Source organism: Acinetobacter sp. YH16031 (genome assembly GCF_013417335.1).
Lineage (GTDB): Bacteria > Pseudomonadota > Gammaproteobacteria > Pseudomonadales > Moraxellaceae > Acinetobacter.
In genome coordinates, this window is the sequence record NZ_VPED01000011.1 from 76,992 (window position 1) to 103,019 (window position 26,028).

At 41.8% G+C, this 26,028-nt stretch carries 25 protein-coding genes and 1 pseudogene; 14 read left to right on the plus strand and 12 right to left on the minus strand.

All coding sequences use genetic code 11. The features are described 5' to 3' along the window. The first annotated feature begins 1 nt into the window (after position 1). The gene (locus tag FTV31_RS07325; protein ID WP_159123334.1) at positions 2–778 is read left to right on the plus strand and encodes a dioxygenase; all 777 of its coding nucleotides are present in this window, start codon (positions 2–4) and stop codon (positions 776–778) included. A 139-nt stretch (positions 779–917) separates the two neighbouring features. Continuing rightward, positions 918–1,700: an META and DUF4377 domain-containing protein gene (locus FTV31_RS07330; RefSeq protein WP_125278710.1), complete on the plus strand. Its 783-nt coding sequence runs from the start codon at positions 918–920 to the stop codon at positions 1,698–1,700. 70 nt (positions 1,701–1,770) lie between these two features. Here FTV31_RS07330 and gdhA read toward each other — a convergent pair whose 3' ends face one another. Continuing rightward, positions 1,771–3,114 (minus strand): NADP-specific glutamate dehydrogenase, encoded by a 1,344-nt coding sequence (gene gdhA, locus FTV31_RS07335; protein WP_159123333.1) that lies wholly within the window; start codon positions 3,112–3,114, stop codon positions 1,771–1,773. A 347-nt stretch (positions 3,115–3,461) separates the two neighbouring features. Between gdhA and FTV31_RS07340 the strand changes: the two genes are divergently transcribed. Both FTV31_RS07340 and nth read left to right on the plus strand, forming a co-directional pair. Beyond that, the gene (locus tag FTV31_RS07340; RefSeq protein WP_180013955.1) at positions 3,462–4,253 is read left to right on the plus strand and encodes an RnfABCDGE type electron transport complex subunit B; all 792 of its coding nucleotides are present in this window, start codon (positions 3,462–3,464) and stop codon (positions 4,251–4,253) included. Between the two features lie 4 nt (positions 4,254–4,257). Continuing rightward, a complete protein-coding gene (gene nth, locus FTV31_RS07345; protein WP_180013957.1) occupies positions 4,258–4,971 on the plus strand; it encodes an endonuclease III in 714 nt (237 codons plus the stop codon). Positions 4,972–5,006: 35 nt separating this feature from the next. On the opposite strand, the gene FTV31_RS07350 is transcribed toward nth, so the two are convergent. From FTV31_RS07350 to FTV31_RS07365, 4 genes are all read right to left on the minus strand, one after another. After that, complete coding sequence (locus tag FTV31_RS07350; RefSeq protein ID WP_180013959.1) at positions 5,007–5,216, minus strand: hypothetical protein; 210 nt, start codon at positions 5,214–5,216, stop codon at positions 5,007–5,009. Positions 5,217–5,298: 82 nt separating this feature from the next. Next, a complete protein-coding gene (gene adk / locus FTV31_RS07355; protein WP_180013961.1) occupies positions 5,299–5,958 on the minus strand; it encodes an adenylate kinase in 660 nt (219 codons plus the stop codon). A gap of 82 nt (positions 5,959–6,040) precedes the next feature. Then, positions 6,041–7,357, minus strand: a complete 1,317-nt coding sequence (locus tag FTV31_RS07360; protein ID WP_034170491.1) for a membrane protein — start codon at positions 7,355–7,357, stop codon at positions 6,041–6,043. A 65-nt stretch (positions 7,358–7,422) separates the two neighbouring features. Then, the gene (locus FTV31_RS07365) at positions 7,423–7,941 is read right to left on the minus strand and encodes a hypothetical protein (RefSeq protein ID WP_034703685.1); all 519 of its coding nucleotides are present in this window, start codon (positions 7,939–7,941) and stop codon (positions 7,423–7,425) included. A 234-nt stretch (positions 7,942–8,175) separates the two neighbouring features. Here FTV31_RS07365 and mrdA point away from each other — a divergent pair, with 234 nt between their 5' ends. Next, entirely contained in the window at positions 8,176–10,218 is a 2,043-nt protein-coding gene (mrdA, locus tag FTV31_RS07370) for a penicillin-binding protein 2 (protein ID WP_180013963.1), read from the plus strand. Between the two features lie 3 nt (positions 10,219–10,221). Beyond that, on the plus strand, positions 10,222–10,779 hold the full coding sequence (gene rsmD, locus FTV31_RS07375) for a 16S rRNA (guanine(966)-N(2))-methyltransferase RsmD (protein ID WP_180013965.1): 558 nt from the start codon (positions 10,222–10,224) through the stop codon (positions 10,777–10,779). 75 nt (positions 10,780–10,854) lie between these two features. On the opposite strand, the gene FTV31_RS07380 is transcribed toward rsmD, so the two are convergent. After that, positions 10,855–11,061 (minus strand): hypothetical protein, encoded by a 207-nt coding sequence (locus FTV31_RS07380; protein ID WP_004782913.1) that lies wholly within the window; start codon positions 11,059–11,061, stop codon positions 10,855–10,857. A gap of 244 nt (positions 11,062–11,305) precedes the next feature. Between FTV31_RS07380 and FTV31_RS07385 the strand changes: the two genes are divergently transcribed. The 3 genes from FTV31_RS07385 (at position 11,306) to FTV31_RS07395 (ending at position 13,357) form a co-directional block, all read left to right on the plus strand. Then, positions 11,306–12,055, plus strand: a complete 750-nt coding sequence (locus FTV31_RS07385) for a sulfite exporter TauE/SafE family protein (protein ID WP_180013967.1) — start codon at positions 11,306–11,308, stop codon at positions 12,053–12,055. Positions 12,056–12,139: 84 nt separating this feature from the next. Further along, on the plus strand, positions 12,140–12,901 hold the full coding sequence (locus FTV31_RS07390) for a 3-oxoacyl-ACP reductase (protein WP_180013969.1): 762 nt from the start codon (positions 12,140–12,142) through the stop codon (positions 12,899–12,901). 132 nt (positions 12,902–13,033) lie between these two features. Then, the gene (locus FTV31_RS07395) at positions 13,034–13,357 is read left to right on the plus strand and encodes a hypothetical protein (RefSeq protein WP_125278719.1); all 324 of its coding nucleotides are present in this window, start codon (positions 13,034–13,036) and stop codon (positions 13,355–13,357) included. 61 nt (positions 13,358–13,418) lie between these two features. On the opposite strand, the gene FTV31_RS07400 is transcribed toward FTV31_RS07395, so the two are convergent. After that, on the minus strand, positions 13,419–13,997 hold the full coding sequence (locus FTV31_RS07400; protein ID WP_180013971.1) for a 1-acyl-sn-glycerol-3-phosphate acyltransferase: 579 nt from the start codon (positions 13,995–13,997) through the stop codon (positions 13,419–13,421). A 309-nt stretch (positions 13,998–14,306) separates the two neighbouring features. Between FTV31_RS07400 and FTV31_RS07405 the strand changes: the two are divergent. Next, positions 14,307–15,491, plus strand: a pseudogene (locus tag FTV31_RS07405) (hypothetical protein). A gap of 38 nt (positions 15,492–15,529) precedes the next feature. Here FTV31_RS07405 and FTV31_RS07410 read toward each other — a convergent pair. Beyond that, the gene (locus tag FTV31_RS07410) at positions 15,530–16,684 is read right to left on the minus strand and encodes a helix-turn-helix transcriptional regulator (protein WP_180013973.1); all 1,155 of its coding nucleotides are present in this window, start codon (positions 16,682–16,684) and stop codon (positions 15,530–15,532) included. Positions 16,685–16,914: 230 nt separating this feature from the next. On the opposite strand from FTV31_RS07410, the gene FTV31_RS07415 reads away from it, so the two are divergent. Next, positions 16,915–17,424 (plus strand): copper resistance protein NlpE, encoded by a 510-nt coding sequence (locus FTV31_RS07415; RefSeq protein ID WP_180013976.1) that lies wholly within the window; start codon positions 16,915–16,917, stop codon positions 17,422–17,424. A 70-nt stretch (positions 17,425–17,494) separates the two neighbouring features. On the opposite strand, the gene groL is transcribed toward FTV31_RS07415, so the two are convergent. The 4 genes from groL to FTV31_RS07435 form a co-directional block, all read right to left on the minus strand. Further along, positions 17,495–19,129, minus strand: a complete 1,635-nt coding sequence (groL, locus tag FTV31_RS07420) for a chaperonin GroEL (RefSeq protein ID WP_005234685.1) — start codon at positions 19,127–19,129, stop codon at positions 17,495–17,497. A 69-nt stretch (positions 19,130–19,198) separates the two neighbouring features. Further along, positions 19,199–19,489 (minus strand): co-chaperone GroES, encoded by a 291-nt coding sequence (gene groES, locus FTV31_RS07425; protein ID WP_004646315.1) that lies wholly within the window; start codon positions 19,487–19,489, stop codon positions 19,199–19,201. A 178-nt stretch (positions 19,490–19,667) separates the two neighbouring features. Then, positions 19,668–20,444 (minus strand): metallophosphoesterase, encoded by a 777-nt coding sequence (locus FTV31_RS07430; protein WP_180013978.1) that lies wholly within the window; start codon positions 20,442–20,444, stop codon positions 19,668–19,670. Continuing rightward, positions 20,425–21,363 carry a diacylglycerol kinase family protein gene (locus FTV31_RS07435; RefSeq protein ID WP_180013980.1) on the minus strand — a complete coding sequence of 313 codons (939 nt, stop codon included), beginning with the start codon at positions 21,361–21,363 and terminating at the stop codon, positions 20,425–20,427. The genes FTV31_RS07430 and FTV31_RS07435 overlap by 20 nt, the downstream gene beginning before the upstream one ends. 414 nt (positions 21,364–21,777) lie before the next feature. On the opposite strand from FTV31_RS07435, the gene FTV31_RS07440 reads away from it, so the two are divergent. The 3 genes from FTV31_RS07440 (at position 21,778) to FTV31_RS07450 (ending at position 25,874) form a co-directional block, all read left to right on the plus strand. Beyond that, positions 21,778–23,607 carry a phosphoenolpyruvate carboxykinase (GTP) gene (locus FTV31_RS07440; RefSeq protein WP_034706283.1) on the plus strand — a complete coding sequence of 610 codons (1,830 nt, stop codon included), beginning with the start codon at positions 21,778–21,780 and terminating at the stop codon, positions 23,605–23,607. 355 nt (positions 23,608–23,962) lie between these two features. Further along, on the plus strand, positions 23,963–25,315 hold the full coding sequence (locus FTV31_RS07445) for an MFS transporter (RefSeq protein ID WP_171523054.1): 1,353 nt from the start codon (positions 23,963–23,965) through the stop codon (positions 25,313–25,315). Positions 25,316–25,451: 136 nt separating this feature from the next. Next, entirely contained in the window at positions 25,452–25,874 is a 423-nt protein-coding gene (locus FTV31_RS07450; protein WP_034590028.1) for a hypothetical protein, read from the plus strand. Positions 25,875–26,028 lie beyond the last annotated feature (154 nt).

The window sequence follows — 26,028 nt, forward strand, 5'->3', positions numbered from 1 at the left end:
TATGAACTTACAGACTTTGCCCGGCTTATTTATTTCTCATGGTTCCCCTATGCTCGCGCTCAATCCTGAGCAGGTTGGCCCGGCATTGCACCGTTTAAGCCTGAATCTGCCACGTCCAACTGCCATTATTGTTATGTCGGCACATTGGGAAAGTGAAGCTCTGGAAGTCAATACAGGTATTCGTCCTGAAACCTGGCATGACTTCCGTGGCTTTCCACCTGAGTTATATGAGTTACGCTACCCTGCTCCCGGCAATCCAGAGCTGGCTGAGCAAGTCTTGGGCTTATTGGCCAATGCCGGGTTCTCTGCACATGCCAACAGCACCCGTCCACGTGATCATGGCGTCTGGATGCCGCTCTTACATATGTATCCAGAAGCAGACATCCCGGTAGTTGAAATTTCTTTACCAATGTCGATGAGTGCAGAAGAGATTTACAAGATTGGCCAGACCTTGGCGCCACTTCGTGATCAGCAGGTTTTCCTGATCGGGTCAGGCAGTATTACCCATAATTTACGTGAATTGTCCTGGCAGGGAAATAGCGATGAAGTTCCGGAATGGGCATCGACCTTCCGCAACTATGTGGCCAATAAATTAACCCATAGCGATTTTGATGCCGTTCTGGACTGGCAGTCTATTCCTCAGTTAAAACGTAATCACCCAACGCTGGAACACTTTGCCCCGCTATTCTTTGCTATGGGCACCGGAAACCGTTTCAGTATCGTGCATAGCAGCTTTACGATGGGCGCTTTGGGAATGGATATTTACCGTTTTGACTAACCGATAGCTCCGCTTATTTAAAATCTGACTTTTTAATTTGGATACATTTTGTTAGCAAAAGCTACGATTTGTATCCATATTTTTTGTTAATCTCTTGATTATAATCACGTTGAAACTTTAGCACATAGAATATAAACCAATGAAATTCAGTATTTTTGCGCTTGCCCTGCTCCCTTTGGCTTTAACTGCATGTCAATCTTCACATCTTCCTGCCACTTCAGGAGATCCGGCTATTTCTACTCTATCCACCACATTAAAAACGCCTACACAAATTTTGCCCGCTTATACCTGGGAACTTGATCGTGGGCTGCAACGCCCGATTGTTCTGAGCTTTGATCAGCAAGGCAGACTGAGTGTAGCTTCTGGCTGTAATGGCCTTGGCACGAGCTGGACTGTTAAAGATAATACCCTGAGTACTGGTGACATGATGGGTACCATGATGGCGTGTGATGCACCATTAATGGAACAGGAACGTTTTATCAGCCAGCTTCTGCAAAAGCGTGATATTCCGTTTAGTCTGGATCTAAGTGATGCCAATCAGCCAAAACTGAGTATTACTACAGCTGATGGTCAAAAATATGTCTTTACCGGAAAAATGACACCGGAAACCAAATACCAAGGTCAGGCAGAAACCATTTTCCTGGAAGTTTCGCCACAGACTAAAGCCTGTACGGGTGTAGCTCAGCAAACCTGCTTACAGGTGAAAGAAATCAAATATGATGAAAAAGGTTTAAAGACTCAAGTAGATAAAGACTGGACTTTATTTTACGATCAGATTGAAGGTTTTCAGCATACACCGAATGAGCGTCAGATTATTCGGGTAAAACGTTATGAAATCAAAAATCCGGCAGCTGACCAGTCTAAATATGCCTATATATTCGACATGGCTGTAGAGCGTGAAACAGTCAAAGGCACTCTTTAAAGATAAAATCTGAACATAAAAAAACCGAGGCATTCACCTCGGTTTTTTTTAAGCTTAAACTAAGTCAGACTTAGAATACGCCTTGAGAAAGCATTGCATCAGCAACTTTTACGAAGCCAGCGATGTTTGCGCCGTCTACATAGTTTACAGTACCGTCTTCTTTAGTACCGTATTTCACACAGTTGCGGTGAATTTCTTTCATGATCGCATGCAGACGTTCGTCAACTTCTTCGAAAGTCCAGCCTAAACGCAATGCGTTTTGAGACATTTCAAGACCAGAAGTTGCTACACCACCGGCGTTAGATGCTTTACCTGGAGCATAAAGGATTTTCGCTTCAACGAATTTCTCAACTGCTTCAAGTGTAGAAGGCATGTTCGCGCCTTCAGCAACACAAATTACGCCGTTTGCAAGAAGCGCTGCTGCATCATTCGCATCAAGTTCGTTTTGAGTCGCACATGGAAGCGCGATATCACATTTGATACCCCAAGGACGTTGACCTTCAAGGTATTCAAAACCGTGTTTAGATGCAAATTCAGAGATACGGCCACGTTTAACGTTTTTCAGTTCCATTACTTCAGCAAGAAGTTCTTCAGTGAAACCGTCTTTAACGTAAACAGTACCTGCAGAGTCAGATAGAGAAACAACTTTAGCACCCAGGAACATTGCTTTTTCAGCAGCGTACTGCGCAACGTTACCAGAACCAGAGATAGTTACCACTTTATCTTTGAAGCTTTCGCCACGAGTTTTCAGCATCTCTTCAGCGAAATACACTGTACCGTAACCAGTTGCTTCTGGACGAGCCAGAGAACCACCGAAAGTCAGGCCCTTACCAGTGAATACACATGAAGTGTCATTGCTGAGTTTTTTCATCATACCAGCCATGTAGCCAACTTCACGGCCACCCACACCGATATCACCCGCTGGGATATCTGTATTAGAACCAAGATGACGATAAAGCTCGATGATTAACGCTTGGCAGAAACGCATGATTTCGCCTTCTGATTTGCCTTTAGGGTCAAAATCAGAACCGCCTTTACCACCACCCATAGGCAATGTAGTCAGGGCATTTTTGAAAGTTTGCTCGAAACCGAGGAATTTCAAAATAGAAAGGTTCACTGACGGGTGGAAACGCATACCACCTTTGAATGGACCAATCGCTGAGTTGTACTGTACGCGGAACGCACGGTTAACCTGTGTTTGACCTTGGTCATCTACCCAAGCAACACGGAACTGGATCGCACGCTCAGGTTCAACTAGACGTTCTAGTAAACCATGTGCTGCGTATTGTGGATTCTTTTCAATGAATGGCCACAAACTGGTCATCACTTCTTCTACAGCTTGAAGAAATTCGGGTTGATGTGCATCACGTGATTTTACGTAATCTAGGAACTCATTAAGTGTGTTGTATTTCAACGCTTAATCCTCAGCAGAAAATGGATCAAAATTGGTCAAATTTACAATCAATGTTAAATTTTGGCGCAAAATATTAAATATCTTTTGTAACTAATCTACAATACTTTTTTGAAAAATAGTTTAAATTTAATTTGATAACAATTATTTATATTGATTATGAATATTTTTTCTGTGTGCTTAAATGCCAATTGAATCAATGCTTAATTGTTAATTTATGCCTGATAATAATGCACAAAGTGACCTTTAATCGTGCATAACTTAGTTCCTTAAAAACATGTTAAAATTGTTAAATTGACATATTTTGTTTCATTCACTCTAAGGCTCAGCCCGAGCAGCCTAGGTTATTCATGAATTCGCAGATCTCTCTAGTCCAGTCTATTGATGCTTTATTGCCCCAAACCCAGTGCGGTTTATGTGGTCATCGTGATGGCTGCTTGCCCTATGCTCAATCCATTGCTGAGGGCGAAGATGCCAATAAATGTGTACCGGGTGGACAGCCCGTCGCTGATGCTCTGGCAACATTGTTAAATCGTTCTAAACTGCCCGCTGAAGAAAGTGTCTGGCCCATTCAGACGGATGGTCGTCCTCAGCGCATGAAAACCATCATTCGTGAAGATGAATGTATTGGTTGTACCAAATGCATCAGTGCCTGTCCGGTCGATGCGATCATTGGCTCAGGTAAATTGATGCATACCGTGCTCACTGACTTGTGTACCGGCTGTGAACTCTGCATTTCGCCTTGCCCGGTAGACTGTATTGATCTGGTCGAAGATCTTCAGCCTTTGCCAACTGAAGCTCAGCGTATTGCTGAACAGGATGACTTGCGTAAACGTTACTATGCGCATATTCAACGCGAAGAAAAACGTCGCATTGACCGTAAGGGCCCTGTCGTTCGTGCCGAGATTAATACTGCCCTATTTGCCCAGTTCTCTGCTCAGGTCGATCAGGTTCCTGTCATTGAAATCGTGAAAAAACCAGCAGATGAAGTGGTTACACTTGATGCCAAAACCACGATTGAGCTTGCCAAATTACGCACACAAATCAAAAAGTTAGAAAAACAGCTTTCTGTTCGTGAGGATGCACGCAAACGTCTGCAACTTGAAGAACTGACGCAGCAATTACAGGCTTTACAGGGATAAGATCATGACAACAGTAACAGCTAAGCCTGTAAAAAACATGACTAAAAAACAGATTCAGACTTTCTTTGAGCGCCTGCGTGAACAGCGTCCGAATCCGAAAACTGAACTGAACTATTCCAGCCCATTTGAATTACTGGTTGCGGTGACCCTGTCTGCCCAGGCTACGGATGTAAGCGTGAATAAAGCCACCGATAAACTGTTTCCGGTCGCCAATACACCGGAAGCAATTTATGCACTCGGTGTGGATGGGCTGAAGGAATATATCAAAACGATTGGTCTGTATAACTCCAAAGCTGTGAACGTCATTAAAGCCTGTGAAATGCTCATCAAGAAGCATAACAGCGTAGTACCGGACAATCGTGCAGATCTGGAAGCTTTACCGGGTGTAGGACGCAAAACGGCGAATGTGGTGCTGAATACCGCCTTTGGTCAACCGACCATGGCTGTGGATACGCATATCTTTCGTGTGGGTAACCGTACCGGTTTGGCGGTGGGTAAAAACGTGCTTGAGGTCGAGCATCGTCTGGTCAAAGTGATTCCAAAAGAATTTATTATTGATTCACATCACTGGTTGATTTTACATGGTCGCTATTGCTGCATCGCACGTAAACCGAAGTGTCATGAATGTGTGGTCGCCGATGTCTGTAACTGGCCAGACCGTTTTGAATTTGGCGCAGGTAGCGCTATTCCGGTAAAAAATATTGAAGCTGAACGCTAGGTTCAGCTTTTTTAATTTAAGTACTCGAAAAGTTTTTATTTTTTATTTTGCTCAGACTGTTCTTGCTTGCGCTTTTGTTCAAGCTCTGCCTGTAATTTAGGATGCAGCTGACGCTCAGGAACTTTAGCTGCATTTTCAGCACGTTCTTCCTGACGTACTTTTTTTAGCATCTTGAAGCTGACATAGAACAGCGCAAACAGTACTGCCAGAAATACAATCATCAATCCCAATACAGCAAATTTCACAGCAGATCCTTTTGAACAACGCAATAAAAAGAGCCCTAATATGACTTAGGGCTCTTTAAAAGTCAAAATGATCGGAAACCGATTATTTTGCTTGATCCAGAATCGCGAAAAGCTCTTTTTGAACTTCTTCGATTGGACGTAGACCATTTAACTTGTCATAAGTCGGTGCATTTTCGCCTGAAGCTGCACGGCCTTGATAGAAGCCAACCAGCTGTTCAGTTTCAGTGTGGTATGAACCTAAACGGCGACGAATAGTTTCTTCCTGGTCATCTGGACGTTGTACCAGATCTTCACCAGTTTCATCATCTTTACCTTCCACTTTTGGCGGGTTGTAAACGATGTGATAAACGCGACCAGACGCCGGGTGTTGACGACGACCAGATAGACGTTGAACGATTTCTTCATCCGGCACATCAATTTCAATTACATGATCAATTGCAATGCCTTCTTTTTCCAGCGCTTCAGCTTGAGGAATCGTACGTGGGAAACCATCAAAGATGCAGCCATTTGCACAGTCAGGTTGTGCAATACGCTCTTTGACCAGACCAATGATCAATTCATCAGAAACCAAACCGCCATTGTCCATGACGCTTTTAGCTTGTAGACCTAATTCAGTTCCTTCACGAATTGCAGCACGGAGCATATCACCGGTTGAAATTTGTGGGATATTGTAGCGCTTACAGATCAACTGAGCTTGTGTACCTTTACCTGCTCCAGGTGGTCCGAGTAAGATAATGCGCATATATAAACATCCTCATTTTTTAACTATGTATAAGATACCCAGCTTCACACGACCAAAACGTGTGCTGCTCTTTGGCATCTAATTATAAGAAAGCCACAAACAAATGGATTAAACCCGCAACAAAACCGGTAACTCCCCCCAGGACAATCAAGATCCATTCATCTTCCTGAAAAGCAGGACGTAATAGATTCTGAAACTCGTTAGGCGTCAAATCACGTATGCGGTCTCTAAACATTTGGTAGATCTTCTGTGCACGGCTCGCATTAAACGCAGGGTCGCTTACAGGCACCATCGTAATTTCAATCGAGCGATCGATCAAGTCTGTCTTGAGTTTTGCATACTCTTTTGGTCCTAAAGACAACTGTAAAGAGGTCCGAACCAGCGGTGTTTCCATAATTTCGTTAATATGACGTTTGACAATACGGCGGGTTTTATCTTTTTTACCACCATACATCATTTCTGTCATGATCGATTTTAGCGTAATCAGATCTTCTGTGACCACACTTGCAAATACGTCAGAAACTTCCTCCTGACGTTTCATAAATGCGCCTTGTATGTTATAGGTGCCAATTCTTGGAATCACCGGCTTGATCCAAGGGAATCTATGATCGGCTGTACGCTTAAAGAATTGCGGGTATTTAATATAATGCGGTTCTACCGGATTAAACACCATCCAGATCGCAATCCAGTTAGTCAGGAAGCCCCAGATAGCCGCCCAGAACGGTACGGTCCAATGCCATGGCACCACAAACCAGACCACCATCTGGAACAGGCCAAAGAACATCCCGATCAGGGCACTGATATGCCAGATAAAGTTGATTTCTTTTTGGCCAACTTTCAGGAACATGCGCACCATTAAACGGCGATCGCCTTCCATTTGACTGACCACCATGTCGCGCATATCCACTAGTGACTCGACGTTCATGGTCAGTTCAGTCACCAATTCTTTTAATACCTGTGGCAGCTGTTTATGGGCTTGGGCATAAATACGGCGCTTGATTGAATAAGGCAAGTTTTCCCATAACACCGCATTTCGGTCCATCATGACTTCATCAATCAGATGTTCCAGTTCAAAACCGACCTGTTCCCCGATAATACGTGCCATATCATCCGGATCCATTGCCTGCAAGAACTCTTGGATAGAACCCAATTTAGACAAGGTATTATCCGTGATAATTCCTGAGATTCTTCCAGCTTTACGCGGCACAATACCTTGCCAGCCAACAGGAACAGGCCCGACATGAAAACCCCAAAAATTAATTGGATAAAACACCATTTTTAGCGCCATCCACACGTGAGCCCATGTTACGAATGCGGTCACCGGGATAATGCTGAGCACTGCCCAAAAATCTGGGCGATTCAAGAAGGCTTGCCACAATTCATTGACGTACTCAAGCATGCATAAATTCCATATTTAATTTTTTGTTCACAGAATACAGGTATTAATAAAGTTGAATATTTTGTCTATAAACCGATACTTAAAGTATAGGAGAATTGTAGTCTGGGTTCAGTTTCGGCTACAACGCGACCATTACTGTCCTGTAATTTCTCCCCCGCCCCAATACCGATACTAAAACTGCTGATCCGTTCTGAACTAAGCAAAACATACGCCAGATCAATGCCCCCACCTAAACGGCTTTCGTATTTGCCATCAACCTGTTTGCTATCGATATGACCGGCATAAGCCCCTACATAATAACCATTTTTGTCCTTGCCGGTGAGGTGTGCAGGATAACGAAAGCCAACTTGTGCTCCAACTGTACGATCATCGTTGAGAAAAGCACCACCTTTCACATAAGCAATCCCATAAGGATTCACCCATTCAGTGTTTAGATGGATAAGTTTCTGGGTAAAACCGACCCCAACATTAAATGCTTTAGGCTCACGATCCTCAGTTCTGTTTGTCGTATTATTCACTTGATCATGTGCATATACCCCATTTGCAAAGAATGCAAATGCCAACAAAGGGTAAACTTTGTTCATTCCTTCACCATCTTCCTTAATTATAGTTTTTGGTAGAGTCCTATTTTTATTTAATTTTGACTTTATCAGAATTATTAAAACTCTTGTACACAGCACTTTACAATTTTCATGTCTGCAAAGTCAAAGTTTAAACACAGGAATTGCTACAGCCAGTTTTCCATTATCAAATCCCGTACAGTTGCGCTAGAATACTCCACTTTGATTCCTTTCCCTCTGGTCTTAAGTCGATCGCGTATGAAGCAGCACTTTCCTTTAAAAAATGCACAACAAGAAAAGCGCATCTATAGCAGTCGGGTCTGGATCTCTGTAGGTATTGTGATTTTCTTTATGCTGCTGCTGGTCAGCCGCTATGCTTATTTGCAAATTTTTAATTTTGAAACCTTCTCTACGGCTTCTGACCAGAACCGTATTCGTCTGCAGCCCTTAGCGCCAGCACGCGGTTATATTTATGATCGTAACGGTATTCTGCTTGCCGACAATTACCCAGTTTTTACAGCTACCTTAAGCCGCGCCGATGTTCAGGATATTGATGATACGCTGAAACGTCTTACACCAATTCTGGAATTAACCGAAGAAGATATTGAACGTTTTCAGGCACGAATCAAGACGGCGCGTAAAACTGAACGCGTGTCGATCAAGCTGAATCTGAATGAAAATGATATTGCCCGTTTTAGTGAGGTGAAATATCTATTTCCGGGCGTCAATATTGAAACGCAGATGACCCGTTACTATCCGCATGGTGAACTTTTCGCGCATGTGATTGGTTATGTCGGCCGTATTAATGACAAAGAACTCAAAGAAATTGATAAGGATCTCTATGCCGGGTCTAACCTGATCGGGAAAATAGGGGTAGAAAAATACTATGAAGATCTCTTACATGGTGTGCCAGGGAATGAGTCGGTAGAAGCTGATGCTTTCGGTAATGTCCTGCGCTACTTAGGCCGTAAAGAGCCGGTACGCGGTAATGATCTGTACTTATCACTAGATTATGGTCTACAAACCATTGCCACTGAACAACTGGCCGGTCGTCGTGGTGCTATTGTCGCGATTGACCCACGTACAGGTGAAATTCTGGCGCTGGTTTCCAGTCCAAGTTTTAACCCTAATTTATTTGTCACTGGGATTAGTAGCAAAGATTATTCAGGTCTTCGTGACAGTTTAGATCAACCACTCTATAACCGTGCTGTTCAAGGGGCCTATCCTCCAGGTTCGACCATTAAACCGATGTTTGGCCTGGGTGGCCTTCATTATGGCCTGGTCGATTGGGATACAGCAATTTCCGATCCCGGCTATTTCACACTTCCGGGCGATTCGCATAAATTCCGCGACTGGAAAAAGTCAGGACACGGCGTAGTCAACTTGCATAAATCGCAAGTGGTCTCGTGCGATACCTTCTTCTACATTTTGTCGTTCCGTATGGGCATTGAAAAAATGAACACATGGATGCGCCAGTTTGGCTTTGGTGAAAAAACTGGTGTCGATCTGCCAAGTGAAAGCTCTGGTCTATACCCAAGTCCTGAATGGAAAATGCGTACCCGTAAATCCAAATGGTCACGTGGTGAAACCATTTCGGTGAGTATTGGTCAGGGTGCCTTTACCGCCACACCATTACAGCTCGCCATGGCAACTGCTATTACAGCAAATCAAGGCTCACATGTTACGCCTCACGTACTGCGTGAAAGTAAAGGTGCCAAACCTTTTACAGTACATAATGCCCCTAATGGTAAAATCGACTTTAATGGTCAACCAGATGACTGGATCAAAATGCGTGATGCCATGATCGATGTGGTTCAGTCAGGGACAGGTCGCGGAATCCGCACGCCGATGTATCAAATCGCAGGTAAAACCGGTACGGCACAGGTAAAAAGTATTGCCCAAGGTAAGCGCTATAATGAAGCCCTGCTGACTGAACGCCAGCTGGATCATGGTCTATTTGTTGGTTTTGCACCTGCTGAAGCCCCTGAAATTGCAGTAGTCGTTGTCTGGGAAAATGGCCGACATGGGGGTTCTGCTGCGCAACTGGCTAAACCGTTATTTGACTACTGGTTACTGTCTCGCGATAAAAATCCGATTCACCCTGCCGGTCATCAAATTAGTGGCGGTCTCATGACAGCAGGTATTAAACCGGGCGAATTGCCAAGTGGACCGAATCTGTTAAGTGCTGATCCGAATGCGACCCCAACCCAAGAAGGCGGTCAGGCGACCCACGCACAGCCAAACAATCCGCAACCTGCAACTTCTCGCTCTACCCCTTCAGCCAATGACGATCAGGAATAATTCATGAAAAACCAACTTAGAATTATTGGTGGTGACTGGAAACGCCGTCAATTGGCTTTTGCCAATATCGAAGGATTACGTCCTACACCTGACCGTGTGCGTGAAACTTTATTTAACTGGCTAATGTGGGATGTCCAGAATGCCTGTGTCTTGGATCTGTGTACCGGTTCAGGTGCTTTATCTTTTGAGGCATTATCACGTGGTGCAGCTTCAGTGATGATGATTGAGCCGGATCGTACTCAGGCACAATTCCTCACCCAAAATCTGGAATTACTCAAAGTCACCAAAGCACGTGCGCAACTTAAAGTTGCGACAGCACAACAAGCATTAACCAGCCTGAAACAAAAGTTTGATCTGGTCTTTCTAGACCCGCCTTATAGTTTGGATCTATGGGAAACTCTGGCTACTCAGGCTGATCCACTGATTAAAGAAGATGGTTTTATTTATGTAGAAGCCGATCGTGAACTGAGTACATTGAAGTTACCAAGTTCATGGCGTTTAGTTAAAAATACCAAAGCCGGTACAGTACGCGCAGGACTGTATCAGAAAAAAGCGGCTTAATACCTACTTATATTAAATACTTAAATAAAAAAGGATTCCTTAAAGGAATCCTTTTTTATAAATGGAAGGTAACGGTTAACGATTACGACGCCAGTCCCGATCGCCTCTGTCACGTTTCCAGTCACGATGATCTTTATGTTTTTTCCAGTCCTTATCACCACGATCCCGATCATAATGTCCATTACGATCATGATGACCGCGATAACCTTCATCCCAAGGATCAACCACACAGCCTGTTAGCGCTACTGCCAATACAGATGACAGTAATATCATTTTTTTCATGTTCATCACCTCTATACCGCCCTCAATTAGTATCAAGTGATTTCATGAAGAGTACGCGGAGCCATTGTTGCACTCTTGTATGATTTTGTTCATTTTCCATACTTAATTAAAGGATTTGTCTCGGATTTAATAAAAATCATTTATGCATATTTACACTTAGATTCGCATAAATACAGCTAAGGATCTGCTTGGTTTTTCTAGCCATATTTTGAATACTACAAACTTTTCTAATATCCTGATTTTTATGACCTGGCTACTCTTTATTCTTGGTGCAATTATCGCAGGATTTGTACAGGGACTTACCGGTTTTGCTTTTGCATTAATTGCCATGTCATTCTGGGTATGGGGATTAAGTCCTCAACTTGCTGCGCCCTTAGTAGTTTTTGCCTCGGTGTGGAGTCACCTCATTTCATTATCCAATGAACCTAGACTTCCTCATCTGCACCGAACCTTATATCTACCTTATTTAATTGCTGGTCTGATCGGTGTCCCACTCGGCACCTGGTTACTGAATATCGTTGAGGCGAGTACTTTTCGTATTTTGCTTGGTATATTTCTCGTGATCTGGTGTCCACTGATGTTGCTTAATCCACAGGTTAAATTGATTCAGCATTCAGGCAAAACTGCGGACGTAGGCATTGGTTTGATCGGTGGTATTTTAGGAGGTTTAGGGGGATTCTGCGGTTCTGTGCCATCTGCCTGGCTGATGCTGAAACAGCTGCCGAAAGAACAGCAGCGCTATATATTGCGTCATTTTAATTTTGCCATACAGGTGTTTACCTTAGCCGCCTATTTACTGCAAGGGACCCTAAATCAGACTCACCTCCCCTATATGGCGGTACTCATTCTGGCTGTAAGTATTCCCGCTATTTTAGGCGCACGTCTGTTTCATCGAATATCAGAATTACGTTTTAAACAGATTGTCTTAGGCTTACTCTTCAGTTCGGGCAGCTTTCTCCTGATCAAGGAAGGCATTGACTCATTTGCGCGATAGAGCAGCTCTAGAGCCTTACATCACTTTGCTTTCAGCCCTATTACTGTTATGTTAGCCCGAATGATTCTCAGGCGGATATAAGCGATGCAAATTCGTGATCAAATTGTACTTGTGACTGGTGGTGCCCGTGGATTGGGACTAGCCATTACCCAGCTCCTGATTCAGGAAGGTGCACGTGTGGTAGTAAATTACCATAGCAGCAAAACCCAGGCTGAAGCTTTGCAAAATCAGTATCCTGATCAGGTCTTTGCCTATCAGGCAGATGTAACACAGGCTGATCAGGTAAAAGCTTTATTCGCTGCCAGCAAGGCCCATTTCGGAGAAGCCATCCATTCCGTTATTAATAATGCGCTGGTGCAGTTTGAGTTTAATGGCGATGAGCGACCTAAAGTTGAAGATCTGACCTGGGAAAGCATGTCCCGTCAGTTTAGTGGAGCAGTTCAAGCCTGTTTAAATACGACACAAGCTGCACTAGAAGATATGAAACAGGCACATTTTGGCCGTATCGTGAATATTGGGACTAACCTGGTTCAAAACCCTGTCGTTCCTTATCACGATTATACGACTGCGAAAGCGGCACTATTGGCCTTTACCCGAACTACTGCGCAAGACCTTGGTCAGTATGGGATTAATGTGAACATGCTTTCAGGCGGATTACTGCAAACTACAGATGCAAGTAAAGCAACGCCTGACTTTGTCTTTGACCTGATTGCTCAATCCACTCCTTTACGTCGCGTGATTACACCTGAAGAATTTGCGTCTGCTATTTTAATGTTCTTATCACCTTATTCACGTGCAGTGACAGGCCAAAACCTGATTGTCGATGGCGGACTGGTTAAAGGTTAAAGATCGCCAAGGAAGAATGAGATTCTGAATTTTATTCTTCTATTTTTTGACCAGTTGTTGAATAAAACTACTTTTGCATAGCGCATTTACTTCTACAATAGTGCGCTCCCCATCAAAGTTCATCTATTTTCTATGAAACTCCTAACGGCATTGCTCAGTAGCATGTTACTGGCAGGTTGTATGTCCAATGATCTTAAAAAGTCAGAACAGCTTCTGCGAAACTTCAATTGTGCCAAGATTGATACAGCGCAAATGCCACACAGTAGTATGACGGATTATTATCAACACATGCTATACAGCAGCAAAACCAAGGTCGAATCTTATATTGAGCAATATCATCAAGGAGAAGAGCTTTTTGACCTGCCTTTATATGAAGTGGTAGAACAGCAATACAATCTTTATAAAGATGCCTGCCAGAATCTGGGGGGAATTTTATCTGAAGAGAATCAAAACTAAGTTTTTTTATAAATACTATTGAAAAGCGGAGGTTATCCCTCTGCTTTTCTTTTTCCTGAAATTAAAAATAGCGCTGATCAATACTGAATTTTTCAGGAAATTTAGGTTCAATATTGGCATAGAACGCCATAATCTCAGCCATATCCTGTTCATAATTTCCTGTTGGATAAATGATTTTACCAACACCCGCTTCTTTTTTTGCATAATCCATATAAGCTAGCGCAATCGGCACACCCGCATTGATCGCCACGTGATAAAAACCAGTTTTCCATTGTTCCTGACGGGCACGTGTACCTTCCGGCGTAACCAGCATGACTAGTTTAGGATGCTCTTTAAATAGACCTGTCATGACCTGAACCATGCTTGGACGTGGCTCACCCGGTTGTTTGGGACGACGGTCAATACCAATTCCACCCATTGCACGTACAAAAGGCCCAAATGGAAATTTCATATAGCTGTCTTTAATGGTCAGACGCACATTTACTTTTAATGCCTTTAAGGCCAAACGTGCATATAGTGCATCCCAGTTACTGGTATGTGGCGCTGCAATCATCACACATTGATCAAGGTCTTTGGGCCATTGATCATCGGTTTTCCAGCCCATTAAATTTAAAGTTTTCTCAGCTAAATTTTCAAACACAGCTACATCACAATCATTGTCAAAATTTCGCCACAGTCTAACAATGTAACAGAATATAGATAGTGCATCCTGATCAATAAAACATCAATTAATATATATTTGTATTTTTAAATTTTAGGAAGAATTTTCAATTTATTGTTATTTTAATATTTCTTCTTTCACTTCCTACTGCAAGCTCACACTTTTAAGCAAATAGTGAGTTCAATTTATTTTACTGATTTATATATTTTTCCATCCTAATTTTAGGATATGTCGATTTTAGCTTTCTTTCTATCCTTCGCTGACATAATAAATTTCAGGAAGATTTTCATGAAAAAGACTTTAATTTGTCTTGCCTTAGCGGGGTTACTTACAGCATGTGGCGGTTCAGATAATGATCGTACAGAGGGTTCATCACCTGTTCCACCTACCGCTCCGGTCGGGAGCGAAACTGGTGTACTGACAGATGGAATTATCTCAGGGGTAACATATATCACCAGCAGTGGTGCTGAAGGGGTTACTAATGAAAAAGGCGAATTTAGATTTAATGACGGAGAAAAGGTTAAATTCCTGATTGGTGACGTTCAACTAGGTTAAGAAATTGAAGCTAAAGAACGTGTTACGCCTTTAGATTTAGCACAAACTGAAAATGCACGTACCAACCTGATGGTGTTTTTACAGTCTTTAGATACAGATAGTAATCATGACAATGGGATTAGTATCAGTACTGAAGCTGCTAATGCTCTTCTGAATCAAAGTTTAGATTTTTCTAAGGCCCCTACAGCATTTGCTACAGATGTGGTATCAACAGGCGTAGTTACCACAGAAAAATTGATTACACCTGAAAAAGCTGCAGAGAACTTCCAGTCAACTTTCTATAAAGACATCGCCGGTACTTGGGAAATTGGCCGTAATGCAAACAGCGCTGTACTGATCCATATTTTAGAAGACGGCCGTTATGCCTTAGGTCAAGCAGAAGCTGCTGACGGTGATGTAACGCCTGGCATTGAAACTGGAGAGTTAAACTGGAACGCAACTACAAGCGTGATTTCACCGCGCATTATTCAAGACAGTAATGGTGAATGGGGACTCTCAAATCCTGCAGAAGGCAAACCTTATACCTTAAACTATGATGGCACGACCTTAATTCTGACAGAACCTGGGATCAATACCGAATACCGTTTAAGCCGCGTCAAACAGTCTGCTAATGGTCTGGTAGGTGCTTGGAGATTTAGTGACACCCATTTATTTGCCTTCTTTGACACAAACTATTATTTCTTCCTGGACACTGAAGGCGGAGATGATTGTGGCTGGCCTGGAATTGAATATGGCAAATTTACTCTTTCAGGTAATACACTCACAACCACTGAAGTTTTATTCGATACCAATGAATGTGGCGGATTACAAGACAGTTCCGATGGCAGCAAGACCATTGCAAACATCAATGTATCGGCTGAAACTCTGATCTTGCATCCACAAGGTGAAGGTCCTGTAACATTACAGCGCGTTAGATAATGAGCACAGCCTACCTAAAGAATTATCTTTAGGTAGGTTTAATTAATATGTTCAAAATGAATCGTACATCCCATTAATAAGTGCATTAGCTCAATTTGTGAAGTGCAGTCAGTTTTTTCATAAATATTCTTAAAATAAGTTCGTACTGAACTTAAAGTGATCCCACATTTTGTCGCAATTTCTTCTAATTTGTAGCCATTGATTAAAAGCTCACACAAATCAAATTCACGTTTCGACAGTTGATATGCTTGCTGTAAATAAGCTCTGGATAATGAATAATGCCGATTTTTGTCTGTCATAAATACGGCAATCTGATGCTGAGCTTCAGAAAATTGCTGCATTTTCCTCAATCTTTTAAAAGGCACAACAGTGAGCATCAATTGCTGTCCTTTAGAATCCTGCACAGCCAAGACCCCACCTATTTCACTCGACATATTGGTATCTTCCAGCAAAGCACTGGATAGCAATCTTTCCAGACGCTCCTGATTACCTACCGGTGTTTTTAGACGGTTATGCATATCCATTTCCAGACATGTGGAGGCTTCAATTATGCTTTGTGCTAGTGGATTTGAATAAGATAACTTGAGGTCCTGATCCAGCAAAATAATACCGATTTTTAAACAGTCTAATACGGTATATAAGCTGATATTATCTTGTTGTACTAAACTGATTTGCCGATGAATCTGTAAAGAGCGACGCAAATGTATGCCGATCCGTTTGAGAAAATTCAGTTCAGCTGCTTCAAATCCTTGGGTTTGCGGAGCACGATGTAATCCCATGACTGCCCAACGATAATTTCCTCTGTCAAGTAATACTCCCGCCATATATCCTATCCCTGTAGGCTTAAGGCATTTTTCATAAAAGATATACCGCTCTGTTCCAGGTTGATCTGCATAATGACGGCAGTCCTGATTAAGCGCCTCCCCCATATCAATTTCATTCCATAGAGGCATGTGCAGCTTCATGTCAATGACCCGAATCCGTTCATCCTGATAAGCAGCCAGACTTTCTTCCGGGATATTGTAGGTATAAACAAAGTCATAGGCAGGATTGAATTGATCAAGGCCGGTAAAAATTGCACTATGACTCTGGGTATATTGCACAATATCCTGAATGACCTCCAGCCATAAAGCAGGCAATAAAGCAGCATCATAAATTTTCGCGATGATATTATTTTCCCGTTCTGCTTTCATAACCGCTCTTTTTAATAATTATTTCTATCAAATCATAACCTTAAGGTTTATAAAATAAAACTAAAGAAAACCAATCGCTTATTTTGTATTTTAATTATCTTAGTTTCTCATCTACATATATTTAATCCGTTTCACTTAACGAATCAATTTTTAACAAGATCTCTCTGTATATTGATAGCTCATACTTCTAATGTAAATCTTAGAACAGAAGAACAAGAGGATGATCTTCAATGAAAAAAATACTATGGCCTGCTTTACTGGTAGTAACGGTTACTAGTTTAAGTGCATGTTCTAAACAGAATGACCGCGATATAGCCAGTGTAGAAGATACTCAATCTAATACCACAAATGCTCCTGTTACTACAGAGACTACAAATAGTCAAAGCAATATGAGTACTGAGATGACCAGTAATGCTACTGTCAACTCAAACTGGGCAGGCGAATATGAGGGTGTTTTCCCGTGTGCTGACTGCGAAGGGATTAAAGTTGAACTAGATCTTAATCCTGACAAAACTTATGAATTGAGTGAGGAATATTTAGGTAAAACTGGAAATAATGAAACTGAGACCAAAGGTAGCTTCACTTTCGATTCTCAACAACCTTCTATTATCGTCCTAGATGGAAAAGCTGAAAACAGGAAGTTTTATGTAGGTGATAATTTCGTTGAAGTTCGTGATATAGAAACAGGTAAGGAAATACAGAGTAATCTGAATTATAAATTAGTTAAAAAATCACCTTAATCATTTTCTAACTTAATAAAAAATCCCCGCAAATGCGGGGATTTTTTACATCATATGATCGAACGATGAATTACATCATACCGCCCATACCACCCATGCCACCCATATCAGGCATAGCTGGTTTTTCTTCTGGGATTTCAGTGATCATACATTCAGTTGTCAACATCAAGCCAGCAACAGAAGCTGCATGCTCAAGTGCAGAACGAGTTACTTTCGCAGGATCCAAGATACCCATTTCCAGCATGTCACCGTATTCGCCTGTCGCAGCGTTATAGCCATAGTTACCTTCACCGTTCTTCACAGCATTGATCACTACAGATGGCTCATCACCAGCATTGGCTACGATTTGACGAAGAGGAGCTTCGATTGCACGACGAAGGATATTAATACCAACGTTTTGGTCATCGTTTGCACCAGTTAAACCATCAAGTGCAGATGCAGCACGTACCAGTGCAACACCACCACCTGCAACAACACCTTCTTCAACTGCAGCACGAGTTGCGTGAAGTGCATCGTCTACACGGTCTTTCTTCTCTTTCATTTCAACTTCAGTTGCAGCACCGATTTTAATCACTGCTACACCGCCTGCTAGTTTAGCAACGCGTTCTTGAAGTTTTTCTTTGTCATATTCAGAAGTAGATTCTTCGATTTGTGCACGGATTTGTTGTACACGTTCAGAAATCTGATTTGCATCACCAGCACCATCAACAATCACTGTATTTTCTTTAGATACAGTTACTTTGTGGGCAGTACCTAAGTGTTCTAGTGAAGTTTGATCTAACTGCATACCGATTTCTTCAGAAATCACAGTACCGCCAGTCAGGATCGCGATATCTTGAAGCATTGCTTTACGACGGTCACCGAAGCCAGGAGCTTTAACAGCACATACTTTGATAATGCCGCGCATGTTGTTTACAACAAGAGTTGCAAGCGCTTCGCCTTCAACATCTTCAGCGATGATAAGAAGAGGCTTACCAGTTTTCGCAACAGCTTCTAGAACAGTGATCAATTCACGGATGTTGCTGATTTTCTTGTCAACCAACAAGATGTATGGGTTTTCAAGTTCAGCAGTTAAAGTATCTTGCTTGTTTGCGAAGTATGGAGAAATATAACCACGGTCAAACTGCATACCTTCTACAACATCAAGCGAATCTTCGAAGCCTGAACCTTCTTCAACAGTGATTACGCCTTCTTTGCCCACTTTCTCCATTGCTTGTGCAATCAGAGAACCAACAGTGGTGTCAGAGTTTGCAGAAATCGAACCGACTTGCTCAATCGCTTTAGAATCAGAAGCTGGTTTTGCAGTTTGTTTAATATTTTCAACAACAGTTTTCACTGCAAGGTCGATACCGCGTTTCAGATCCATTGGGTTCATACCCGCAGTTACTGACTTGATCCCTTCGTTCAGGATTGCTTGAGCCAATACAGTTGCAGTTGTTGTACCGTCACCTGCGATATCATTGGTTTTTGAAGAAACTTCACGAACCAGTTGCGCACCCATGTTTTCGAATTTGTCTTTCAGGGTAATTTCTTTCGCAACAGATACACCATCTTTAGTGATGTGCGGTGCACCGAAAGAACGGTCGATTACAACGTTACGGCCTTTAGGGCCTAAAGTCACTTTCACCGCATCTGCAAGGATGTTCACACCAGCGATCATTTTTGAACGAGCTGAATCACCAAATTTTACGTCTTTAGCTGACATATTTGACTCCGAATATTGTTATATCTTTACAAAATCTGAATTGGAATGAGTAAAACGATCTGGCGCAGATTAAGCTTCTAATACTGCCAGAATGTCAGACTCTTTCATGATTAAAAGTTCTTCGCCGTTTACTTTTACAGTTGTACCTGCATAAGTACCGAACAATACTTTGTCGCCAACTTTTACATCTAACGCGCGTACGCCATTGTCAGTGATTTGACCATTACCAACTGCAATGATTTCACCTTGTGCAGGTTTTTCAGCAGCAGAACCTGGAAGTAAGATGCCCCCAGCTGTTTTTGTTTCTTCTTCAACACGACGAATAACAACGCGGTCATGTAATGGACGAATGTTGCTCATAAATAACTCCATCAGACTAAGTCTTTTTTAGATCACCGATGACGACTTATTTATTCCATTGGTCATCATCAAAATTTTTTGATGTCCTTTTTATGGAGATGGAATAAAACGCTTCAAGGGCAAAAATGAAAAAAAATTGGTTTTTTTTTAATTTTTTGATGGATTGCGTATTTTTTGTCTATTTATTTATGGGGTCAGGCTGTGAAACAAAGGTTTTTAACTGTTCATCAAAACAATATTGCGTAATTTTTCCTGTTGCATCAATTGCATTAAAGCTATTTGGCTGATTCTTATGAAGTCGATGCGACGCAGAAGTCCCGGCATGAACATCATAAACCGGATGATCTCCCCCTAATTCGAATATACGGTTCAAATCATAGACTGCGGTACGATGCAAATGCCCATGCAATACAGCAAACAGACCATGCTGCGACCAGGACTCCAATGCAATTTTAGCCATCAGGGGAATATCCTTAAACCCCCGCCTATTCTGAAATGGCACATAAAAAGGTTGATGACTGACAATAATCTTGATTTTGGAAGCAGGCGCCTGCTGTAGTTTTAGGTCAATCCTTTGAATCTGCTCAAGTGATAAATGGCCTTTAGTATGATATCGACGTCTAATCGAATTTACCCCGATCAGATAAAAATGTTCGGTTTCTAAAACAGGCTCCAGTTCACCAAAAAATAATTGATAACGGGTAAATGGAGTAAATAACCGATTCCATAAATGATAAAGCGGAATGTCATGATTCCCTGGTATCACAAGATAAGGCGTATTTAACTGATCCAGAAACCGTTTACAGGCAAAAAATTGTCCCAAACGTGCTCGCTGGGTGAGGTCACCGCTGACTACCACCGCTTCCAATGGATGATCCCGACAAAATTGCTGGATGGCTTCCAAACATTCAGGTTTTTCTGTACCAAAATGTAGATCAGAGAGATGCAGAATCATGCGGCACCATTACACTTAAACTATTTTTTAAAACTGAAATATTTAACGGTGGTGTCATTTCTACCGTTTCCCCATCTATAGCCACCATTAATTTTTTGCGTTTAGACTCAATTCGCACCTGATCTGCAGCAAAACTATAGACATCGGAGGCTTCATCAATTTTGCCCCGAATTAACTGATATACCAGCTTGAATAACGTCAGCTTGTCACTTTTGGAAACTACAACCCCAGCCACCTTCCCTTGCTCAGCTGCTTGGGCAATCCGCATTTTCATATCAGCCAATTGAAGTGGATTATTACCAAAGAAAATCAGTGGAGTTTTGACCGGATATTTCTTTTGGTCTACCCAGATTTCTAGTTTTAATTCTTTACGGTCACGAATCAACACATCGAGTGCTGAGGTATAGGCATGTAAAGGGAGACGGCCAAATATGCGATTATAGTCTTCACGTTTTTTAATAAATAAAGGATATAAGCCCAGACTAGCATTGTTCAGGTAGATTTCCTGATTAATACGCGCTACATGGATACATTTGGTTTGACCCGTTGCAATGACTTGTGCGGCTTCAACCAAATCTAAGGGAATATCCAGCAATCTTGCCGCATAGTTAAAAGTACCTAGAGGCAATATTCCTACTGGAATATCAGTTTCAAGCAGGTGTTTGGCGACTGAATTGAGCGTTCCATCTCCTCCAGCCGCCACGATCACACCATGATCTGGCGATTGTTGATGCCGTTGCAGCACTTCAGCAATGACTTTTTTGAACTGTTCTGGATCGTTGATTTCAAAAGCTTTAGTCTCAAAATCATGCGCTGCAAAAATATCTAGTAATTGCTCATATTTTTCTTGTTGGTCGAATAGACGAAAACCAGAATTATGATTATAAATAATGGATAAGGGTTTAGATTGATTAGACATTTTTTACACAGATTGATGCACACCTATTGGCATTTTGTCCAATTCATAAACAATTAATAGTTGCTTTATGTAAAATTCGAATGGCGACCATTTATTTAATCAATAACAAATATAACTGAACAATTTTAATTAAACATTTGATTTAAATAAAAATAATTAAAATAAATACCACATATAAAGTTAATAAATATATATTTAAGATTTTGAATTTATTTATATCTTATTGTTTTATATAAATTTAAACAGAAAATAGCATAATATTCCAAATAAAATCCAGCACTTCTTTAGTCTTATTTTTTTGATGATTTTATGCTTTAATACAGCCACTTTTTTTCATATTTCATCTGGCCAGTATTTTATTGACCAGATTGTACTTTGTACAAAATTTTGTACACATTTGAGATAGGCCTCACCATGACCCAAGTGAACGCACCAGAATTCGTTCGTCACCCTAAGCTTATTGCATGGGTGGAAGAAATTGCTAAATTAACAAAACCAGCAAAAATTGAATGGTGTGACGGTAGCGCAGAAGAATATCAACGTTATATCGACTTGATGATCGCTAACGGCACAATGCAAGCGCTTAACCAAGAGAAACATCCTGGTTCTTATCTTGCAAATTCTGATCCTTCTGACGTTGCTCGTGTTGAAGACCGTACTTTTATCTGTTCTGCAAATAAAGAAGACGCTGGCGCGACCAATAACTGGGAAGATCCAGCAGTTATGCGCGAAAAATTGAATGGTCTGTTTGACGGTTCAATGAAAGGTCGTACCCTGTATGTGGTTCCATTCTCTATGGGTCCTTTGGGTTCACACATTGCGCACATCGGTATCGAATTAACTGACTCTCCTTATGTGGCAGTCAGCATGTCTAAAATGGCTCGTATGGGTAAAGCTGTTTATGACGTTCTAGGTACAGATGGCGAATTTGTCCCTTGCGTACACACTGTGGGTGCACCACTTGAAGAAGGTCAAAAAGATGTTGCTTGGCCTTGCAACAAAGAAAAATACATCGTGCACTACCCAGAAACTCGTGAAATCTGGTCATTTGGTTCTGGTTACGGCGGTAACGCATTGTTAGGTAAAAAATGCCTGGCTTTACGTATTGCATCTTATATGGGTCGTCAACAAGGCTGGTTAGCTGAACATATGCTAATCCTTGGCGTGACTAGCCCTAAAGGCGAAAAACACTACATCGCAGCTGCATTCCCATCTGCTTGTGGTAAAACAAACTTCGCGATGCTGATTCCACCAGCAGGTTATGAAGGTTGGAAAATTGAAACTGTAGGTGACGATATTGCCTGGATCAAACCAGGTGAAGATGGTCGCTTATATGCAATCAACCCTGAAGCTGGTTTCTTCGGTGTAGCTCCTGGTACAAATACCAAAACTAACCCGAACTGTATGGCAACTCTTCATAAAGACGTAATCTATACAAACGTTGCTGTGACTGACAACGGTGAAGTTTGGTGGGAAGGTCTGACTAAAGAAGCACCTGCGAATCTGACTAACTGGAAAGGTCAACCACACACTGGCGAAGAAAAAGCGGCTCATCCGAACGCTCGTTTCACAGTTTCTGCTGGTCAATGCCCTTCTATCGATGCGGATTGGGAAAATCCAGCAGGTGTTCCAATTTCTGCGTTCATCTTCGGTGGTCGCCGTGCAGACACAGTACCTCTGATTTCAGAAGCATTTGACTGGGTTGATGGTGTTTATAAAGCTGCAACCATGGGTTCTGAAACAACTGCTGCTGCTGTTGGTCAACAAGGTATCGTTCGTCGCGACCCATTTGCGATGCTTCCATTTGCTGGCTACAACATGGCTGACTACTTCACTCACTGGTTAGAAATGGGTGAGAAAGTTGGCGAGAAAGCTGCTGCTGCTGGTAACAAGCTTCCTGGTATCTACAACGTGAACTGGTTCCGTCGTGATGCTGAAGGTAACTTCGTATGGCCTGGTTTCGGTCAAAACATGCGTGTTCTTGAGTGGATCATCGATCGTTGTGAAGGTCGTGCTGATGCTGTTGAAACTCCAATCGGCCGTGTACCTACTTACGAACAGCTAAACTGGACTGGTTCTGATTTCACTAAAGAACAATTTGACCTGGTAACTTCTCAAGACAAAGATCAATGGATCAAAGAACTTGAAAGCCACACTGAATTGTTCAACAAATTAGGTGATCGTCTGCCAGAAGCGTTGAAAAAACGCCAAGCTGAACTTCTTGAAGCGGTTAAATCTGCTTAATTGCTGATTTAATTTTAAAAAGGTCGCGTAAGCGGCCTTTTTTATTATCTTAAGATAAGGTTAAAGCCAATTTTTTAATCTATTTTACATCTAAATAAAAACTACCTTTACTATTCATTAATCCCCTTAAAGAACAGCATTTAACCAGTTAATCTAATATAAAAATCAAGCAATTACTCTAAACAAATGGTAAATTTATGTTTTATAAAAATATTTGAAAACTACATTATTTATTAAGACTAAAGTCCTATAAAAAGAGAAATCTTGGAGGCGTATAAGTATATGAAATCTCCTCACTTTCTCTCTCACTAAAACATAACTTTTTAGATTTTATAGCAATGAAAATTTAAAAAAGATGTGTTTTACAGCATTCCTTTGGAGCAATGTTGTGAATCAGCCACTTCCTGAAGCTGCTACACCGCAGCTTGACCGTAAAACACGGGTTAAATCTATTCTCGGTGGTTCTGCAGGTAACCTGGTCGAATGGTACGACTGGTATGTTTATGCAGCCTTTACCTTATATTTCGCTTCACAGTTCTTCCCTGATGGCGACAATACCGTCAAACTTCTTCAGGCTGCTGCTGTATTCGCACTTGGTTTCTTGATGCGTCCGATTGGCGCATGGATTATGGGAATTTACGCTGACCGCAAAGGTCGTAAAGCAGGTTTGACCCTATCCGTTTCTCTAATGTGTGTAGGTTCCTTGATTATTGCCTGTGCACCCACCTATGATTCAGTGGGCATGCTCGCCCCTGCGCTGCTGTTATTTGCTCGTTTGTTACAAGGTTTGAGTGTAGGTGGTGAATACGGTTCAAGTGCCACTTACTTGACTGAAATGGCAGGTAAAAATCATCGTGGTTTCTACTCAAGCTTCCAGTATGTGACCCTGATCTCAGGTCAACTATTGGCACTCTGTGTCTTGATCTTCCTACAACGCACTTTGACTGAAGCACAACTCACTGAATGGGGCTGGCGTATTCCCTTCCTGATTGGTGCATTCTTAGCGATTGTGGTGTTCTGGATCCGTCGCGGTCTGGTAGAAACGCAATCTTCAAAACAGGCTGTTGAACAGGCGAAAAAAGGTGGCCCTAAATCCGGTGCCTTAGCTTTATTCACTAAATATCCTAAACAGGCATTTACCGTGATCATGCTAACTGCAGGTGGTACTTTAGCTTTCAATACTTTCACTACTTATTTGCAGAAATATCTGGTGAACACCTCAGGATTTGAAAAAACCACAGCGACTGAAATCACGACTCTTGCGATCTTTGTATTCATGCTCTTGCAACCTGTGATTGGTGCACTTTCTGACAAGATCGGCCGTAAGCCAATCATGATTGCTTTTGGTGTGCTTGGTGTACTATTTACCATTCCTATCTTTAATGGCTTAGGCTCAACTACCAACCCAACAACCGCATTCATGTTATGTATGAGTGGTATGGTGATTGTGACTGGTTACACAGCGATTAATGCCGTAGTGAAAGCTGAGCTATTCCCTGCCCATATCCGTGCCTTAGGCGTAGCTTTGCCTTATGCGATTGCCAATACACTATTTGGGGGTACAGCAGAACTGGTGGCTTTAAGCTTTAAAAATGCCGGCCATGAAAACTACTTCTTCTATTACATTACTTTTATGATTGGCCTGTCGCTGCTCACTTATGTCTTTATGAAAGACACTAAAAAGCACAGCATGATTACTGATGACTAAGTAACTGTATTGCTTTAGGAGCTTTCCGGATGGAAACATTCGGAAAGCTTTTTTATTGGAATTTTATGTTTACTGCCATTCCGCTATTTCGTTGCTATGGCATACTTGTCTGATAAAAATACAGGAAATCATCATGATGAAAAAAACAGTTTTTTTACTCGGTTTAACTATCGGCACTTTAGGCCTGACAGCATGTCAGACGGCACCTCAACAATTTAACGGTCAGACCGGTTATGAAATTCTGGAACGTTCAGAAAATTCTGCAACCTTAAGCTATACATTAGCTGGACGACCAAGTCAGGATGAGAACAGATTACAGGCTGCTTGCAGACAAGTCCTTGGAACCTCTAAAAGCTATAATATCCAGATTATTAATAGTCAGGAAATAGTTAACCCAACTCCTGAACAGGTTCAGTATGGCCGTCAACTCGGGGATAGTCGCACCCAGATCAGTTTGAGTAATACACCTGATTTATATAACAGTGAAAATCCGGGTGCCCGAGAGGCATTAGAAGCCCGCCCTACCACTGTACGTGTGATTCGCTATACCTGCTCATAAAAACAGAGCATAAAAAAAGGGCTTGATGCCACTGCTGTCCCATAGTTTGCTTTAAATAAAAAAACCTGAGTCCTAACAGTTAAAATATGAGTGCAAACAAACACTTTAACGACCAGGATTCAGGTTTTGTCACATCAGAATACCGTATTTCATG

Bases quoted from the DNA above. Each gene is read 5' to 3' on its own strand.
- FTV31_RS07325 (WP_159123334.1), top strand. From the start codon at position 2: ATGAACTTACAGACTTTGCCCGGCTTATTTATTTCTCATGGTTCCCCT.
- FTV31_RS07330 (WP_125278710.1), top strand. From the start codon at position 918: ATGAAATTCAGTATTTTTGCGCTTGCCCTGCTCCCTTTGGCTTTAACT.
- FTV31_RS07340 (WP_180013955.1), top strand. From the start codon at position 3,462: ATGAATTCGCAGATCTCTCTAGTCCAGTCTATTGATGCTTTATTGCCC.
- nth (WP_180013957.1), top strand. From the start codon at position 4,258: ATGACAACAGTAACAGCTAAGCCTGTAAAAAACATGACTAAAAAACAG.
- adk (WP_180013961.1), bottom strand. From the start codon at position 5,958: ATGCGCATTATCTTACTCGGACCACCTGGAGCAGGTAAAGGTACACAA.
- FTV31_RS07360 (WP_034170491.1), bottom strand. From the start codon at position 7,357: ATGCTTGAGTACGTCAATGAATTGTGGCAAGCCTTCTTGAATCGCCCA.
- FTV31_RS07365 (WP_034703685.1), bottom strand. From the start codon at position 7,941: ATGAACAAAGTTTACCCTTTGTTGGCATTTGCATTCTTTGCAAATGGG.
- mrdA (WP_180013963.1), top strand. From the start codon at position 8,176: ATGAAGCAGCACTTTCCTTTAAAAAATGCACAACAAGAAAAGCGCATC.
- rsmD (WP_180013965.1), top strand. From the start codon at position 10,222: ATGAAAAACCAACTTAGAATTATTGGTGGTGACTGGAAACGCCGTCAA.
- FTV31_RS07380 (WP_004782913.1), bottom strand. From the start codon at position 11,061: ATGAAAAAAATGATATTACTGTCATCTGTATTGGCAGTAGCGCTAACA.
- FTV31_RS07385 (WP_180013967.1), top strand. From the start codon at position 11,306: ATGACCTGGCTACTCTTTATTCTTGGTGCAATTATCGCAGGATTTGTA.
- FTV31_RS07390 (WP_180013969.1), top strand. From the start codon at position 12,140: ATGCAAATTCGTGATCAAATTGTACTTGTGACTGGTGGTGCCCGTGGA.
- FTV31_RS07395 (WP_125278719.1), top strand. From the start codon at position 13,034: ATGAAACTCCTAACGGCATTGCTCAGTAGCATGTTACTGGCAGGTTGT.
- FTV31_RS07410 (WP_180013973.1), bottom strand. From the start codon at position 16,684: ATGAAAGCAGAACGGGAAAATAATATCATCGCGAAAATTTATGATGCT.
- FTV31_RS07415 (WP_180013976.1), top strand. From the start codon at position 16,915: ATGAAAAAAATACTATGGCCTGCTTTACTGGTAGTAACGGTTACTAGT.
- groL (WP_005234685.1), bottom strand. From the start codon at position 19,129: ATGTCAGCTAAAGACGTAAAATTTGGTGATTCAGCTCGTTCAAAAATG.
- groES (WP_004646315.1), bottom strand. From the start codon at position 19,489: ATGAGCAACATTCGTCCATTACATGACCGCGTTGTTATTCGTCGTGTT.
- FTV31_RS07430 (WP_180013978.1), bottom strand. From the start codon at position 20,444: ATGATTCTGCATCTCTCTGATCTACATTTTGGTACAGAAAAACCTGAA.
- FTV31_RS07435 (WP_180013980.1), bottom strand. From the start codon at position 21,363: ATGTCTAATCAATCTAAACCCTTATCCATTATTTATAATCATAATTCT.
- FTV31_RS07440 (WP_034706283.1), top strand. From the start codon at position 21,778: ATGACCCAAGTGAACGCACCAGAATTCGTTCGTCACCCTAAGCTTATT.
- FTV31_RS07445 (WP_171523054.1), top strand. From the start codon at position 23,963: ATGTGTTTTACAGCATTCCTTTGGAGCAATGTTGTGAATCAGCCACTT.
- FTV31_RS07450 (WP_034590028.1), top strand. From the start codon at position 25,452: ATGAAAAAAACAGTTTTTTTACTCGGTTTAACTATCGGCACTTTAGGC.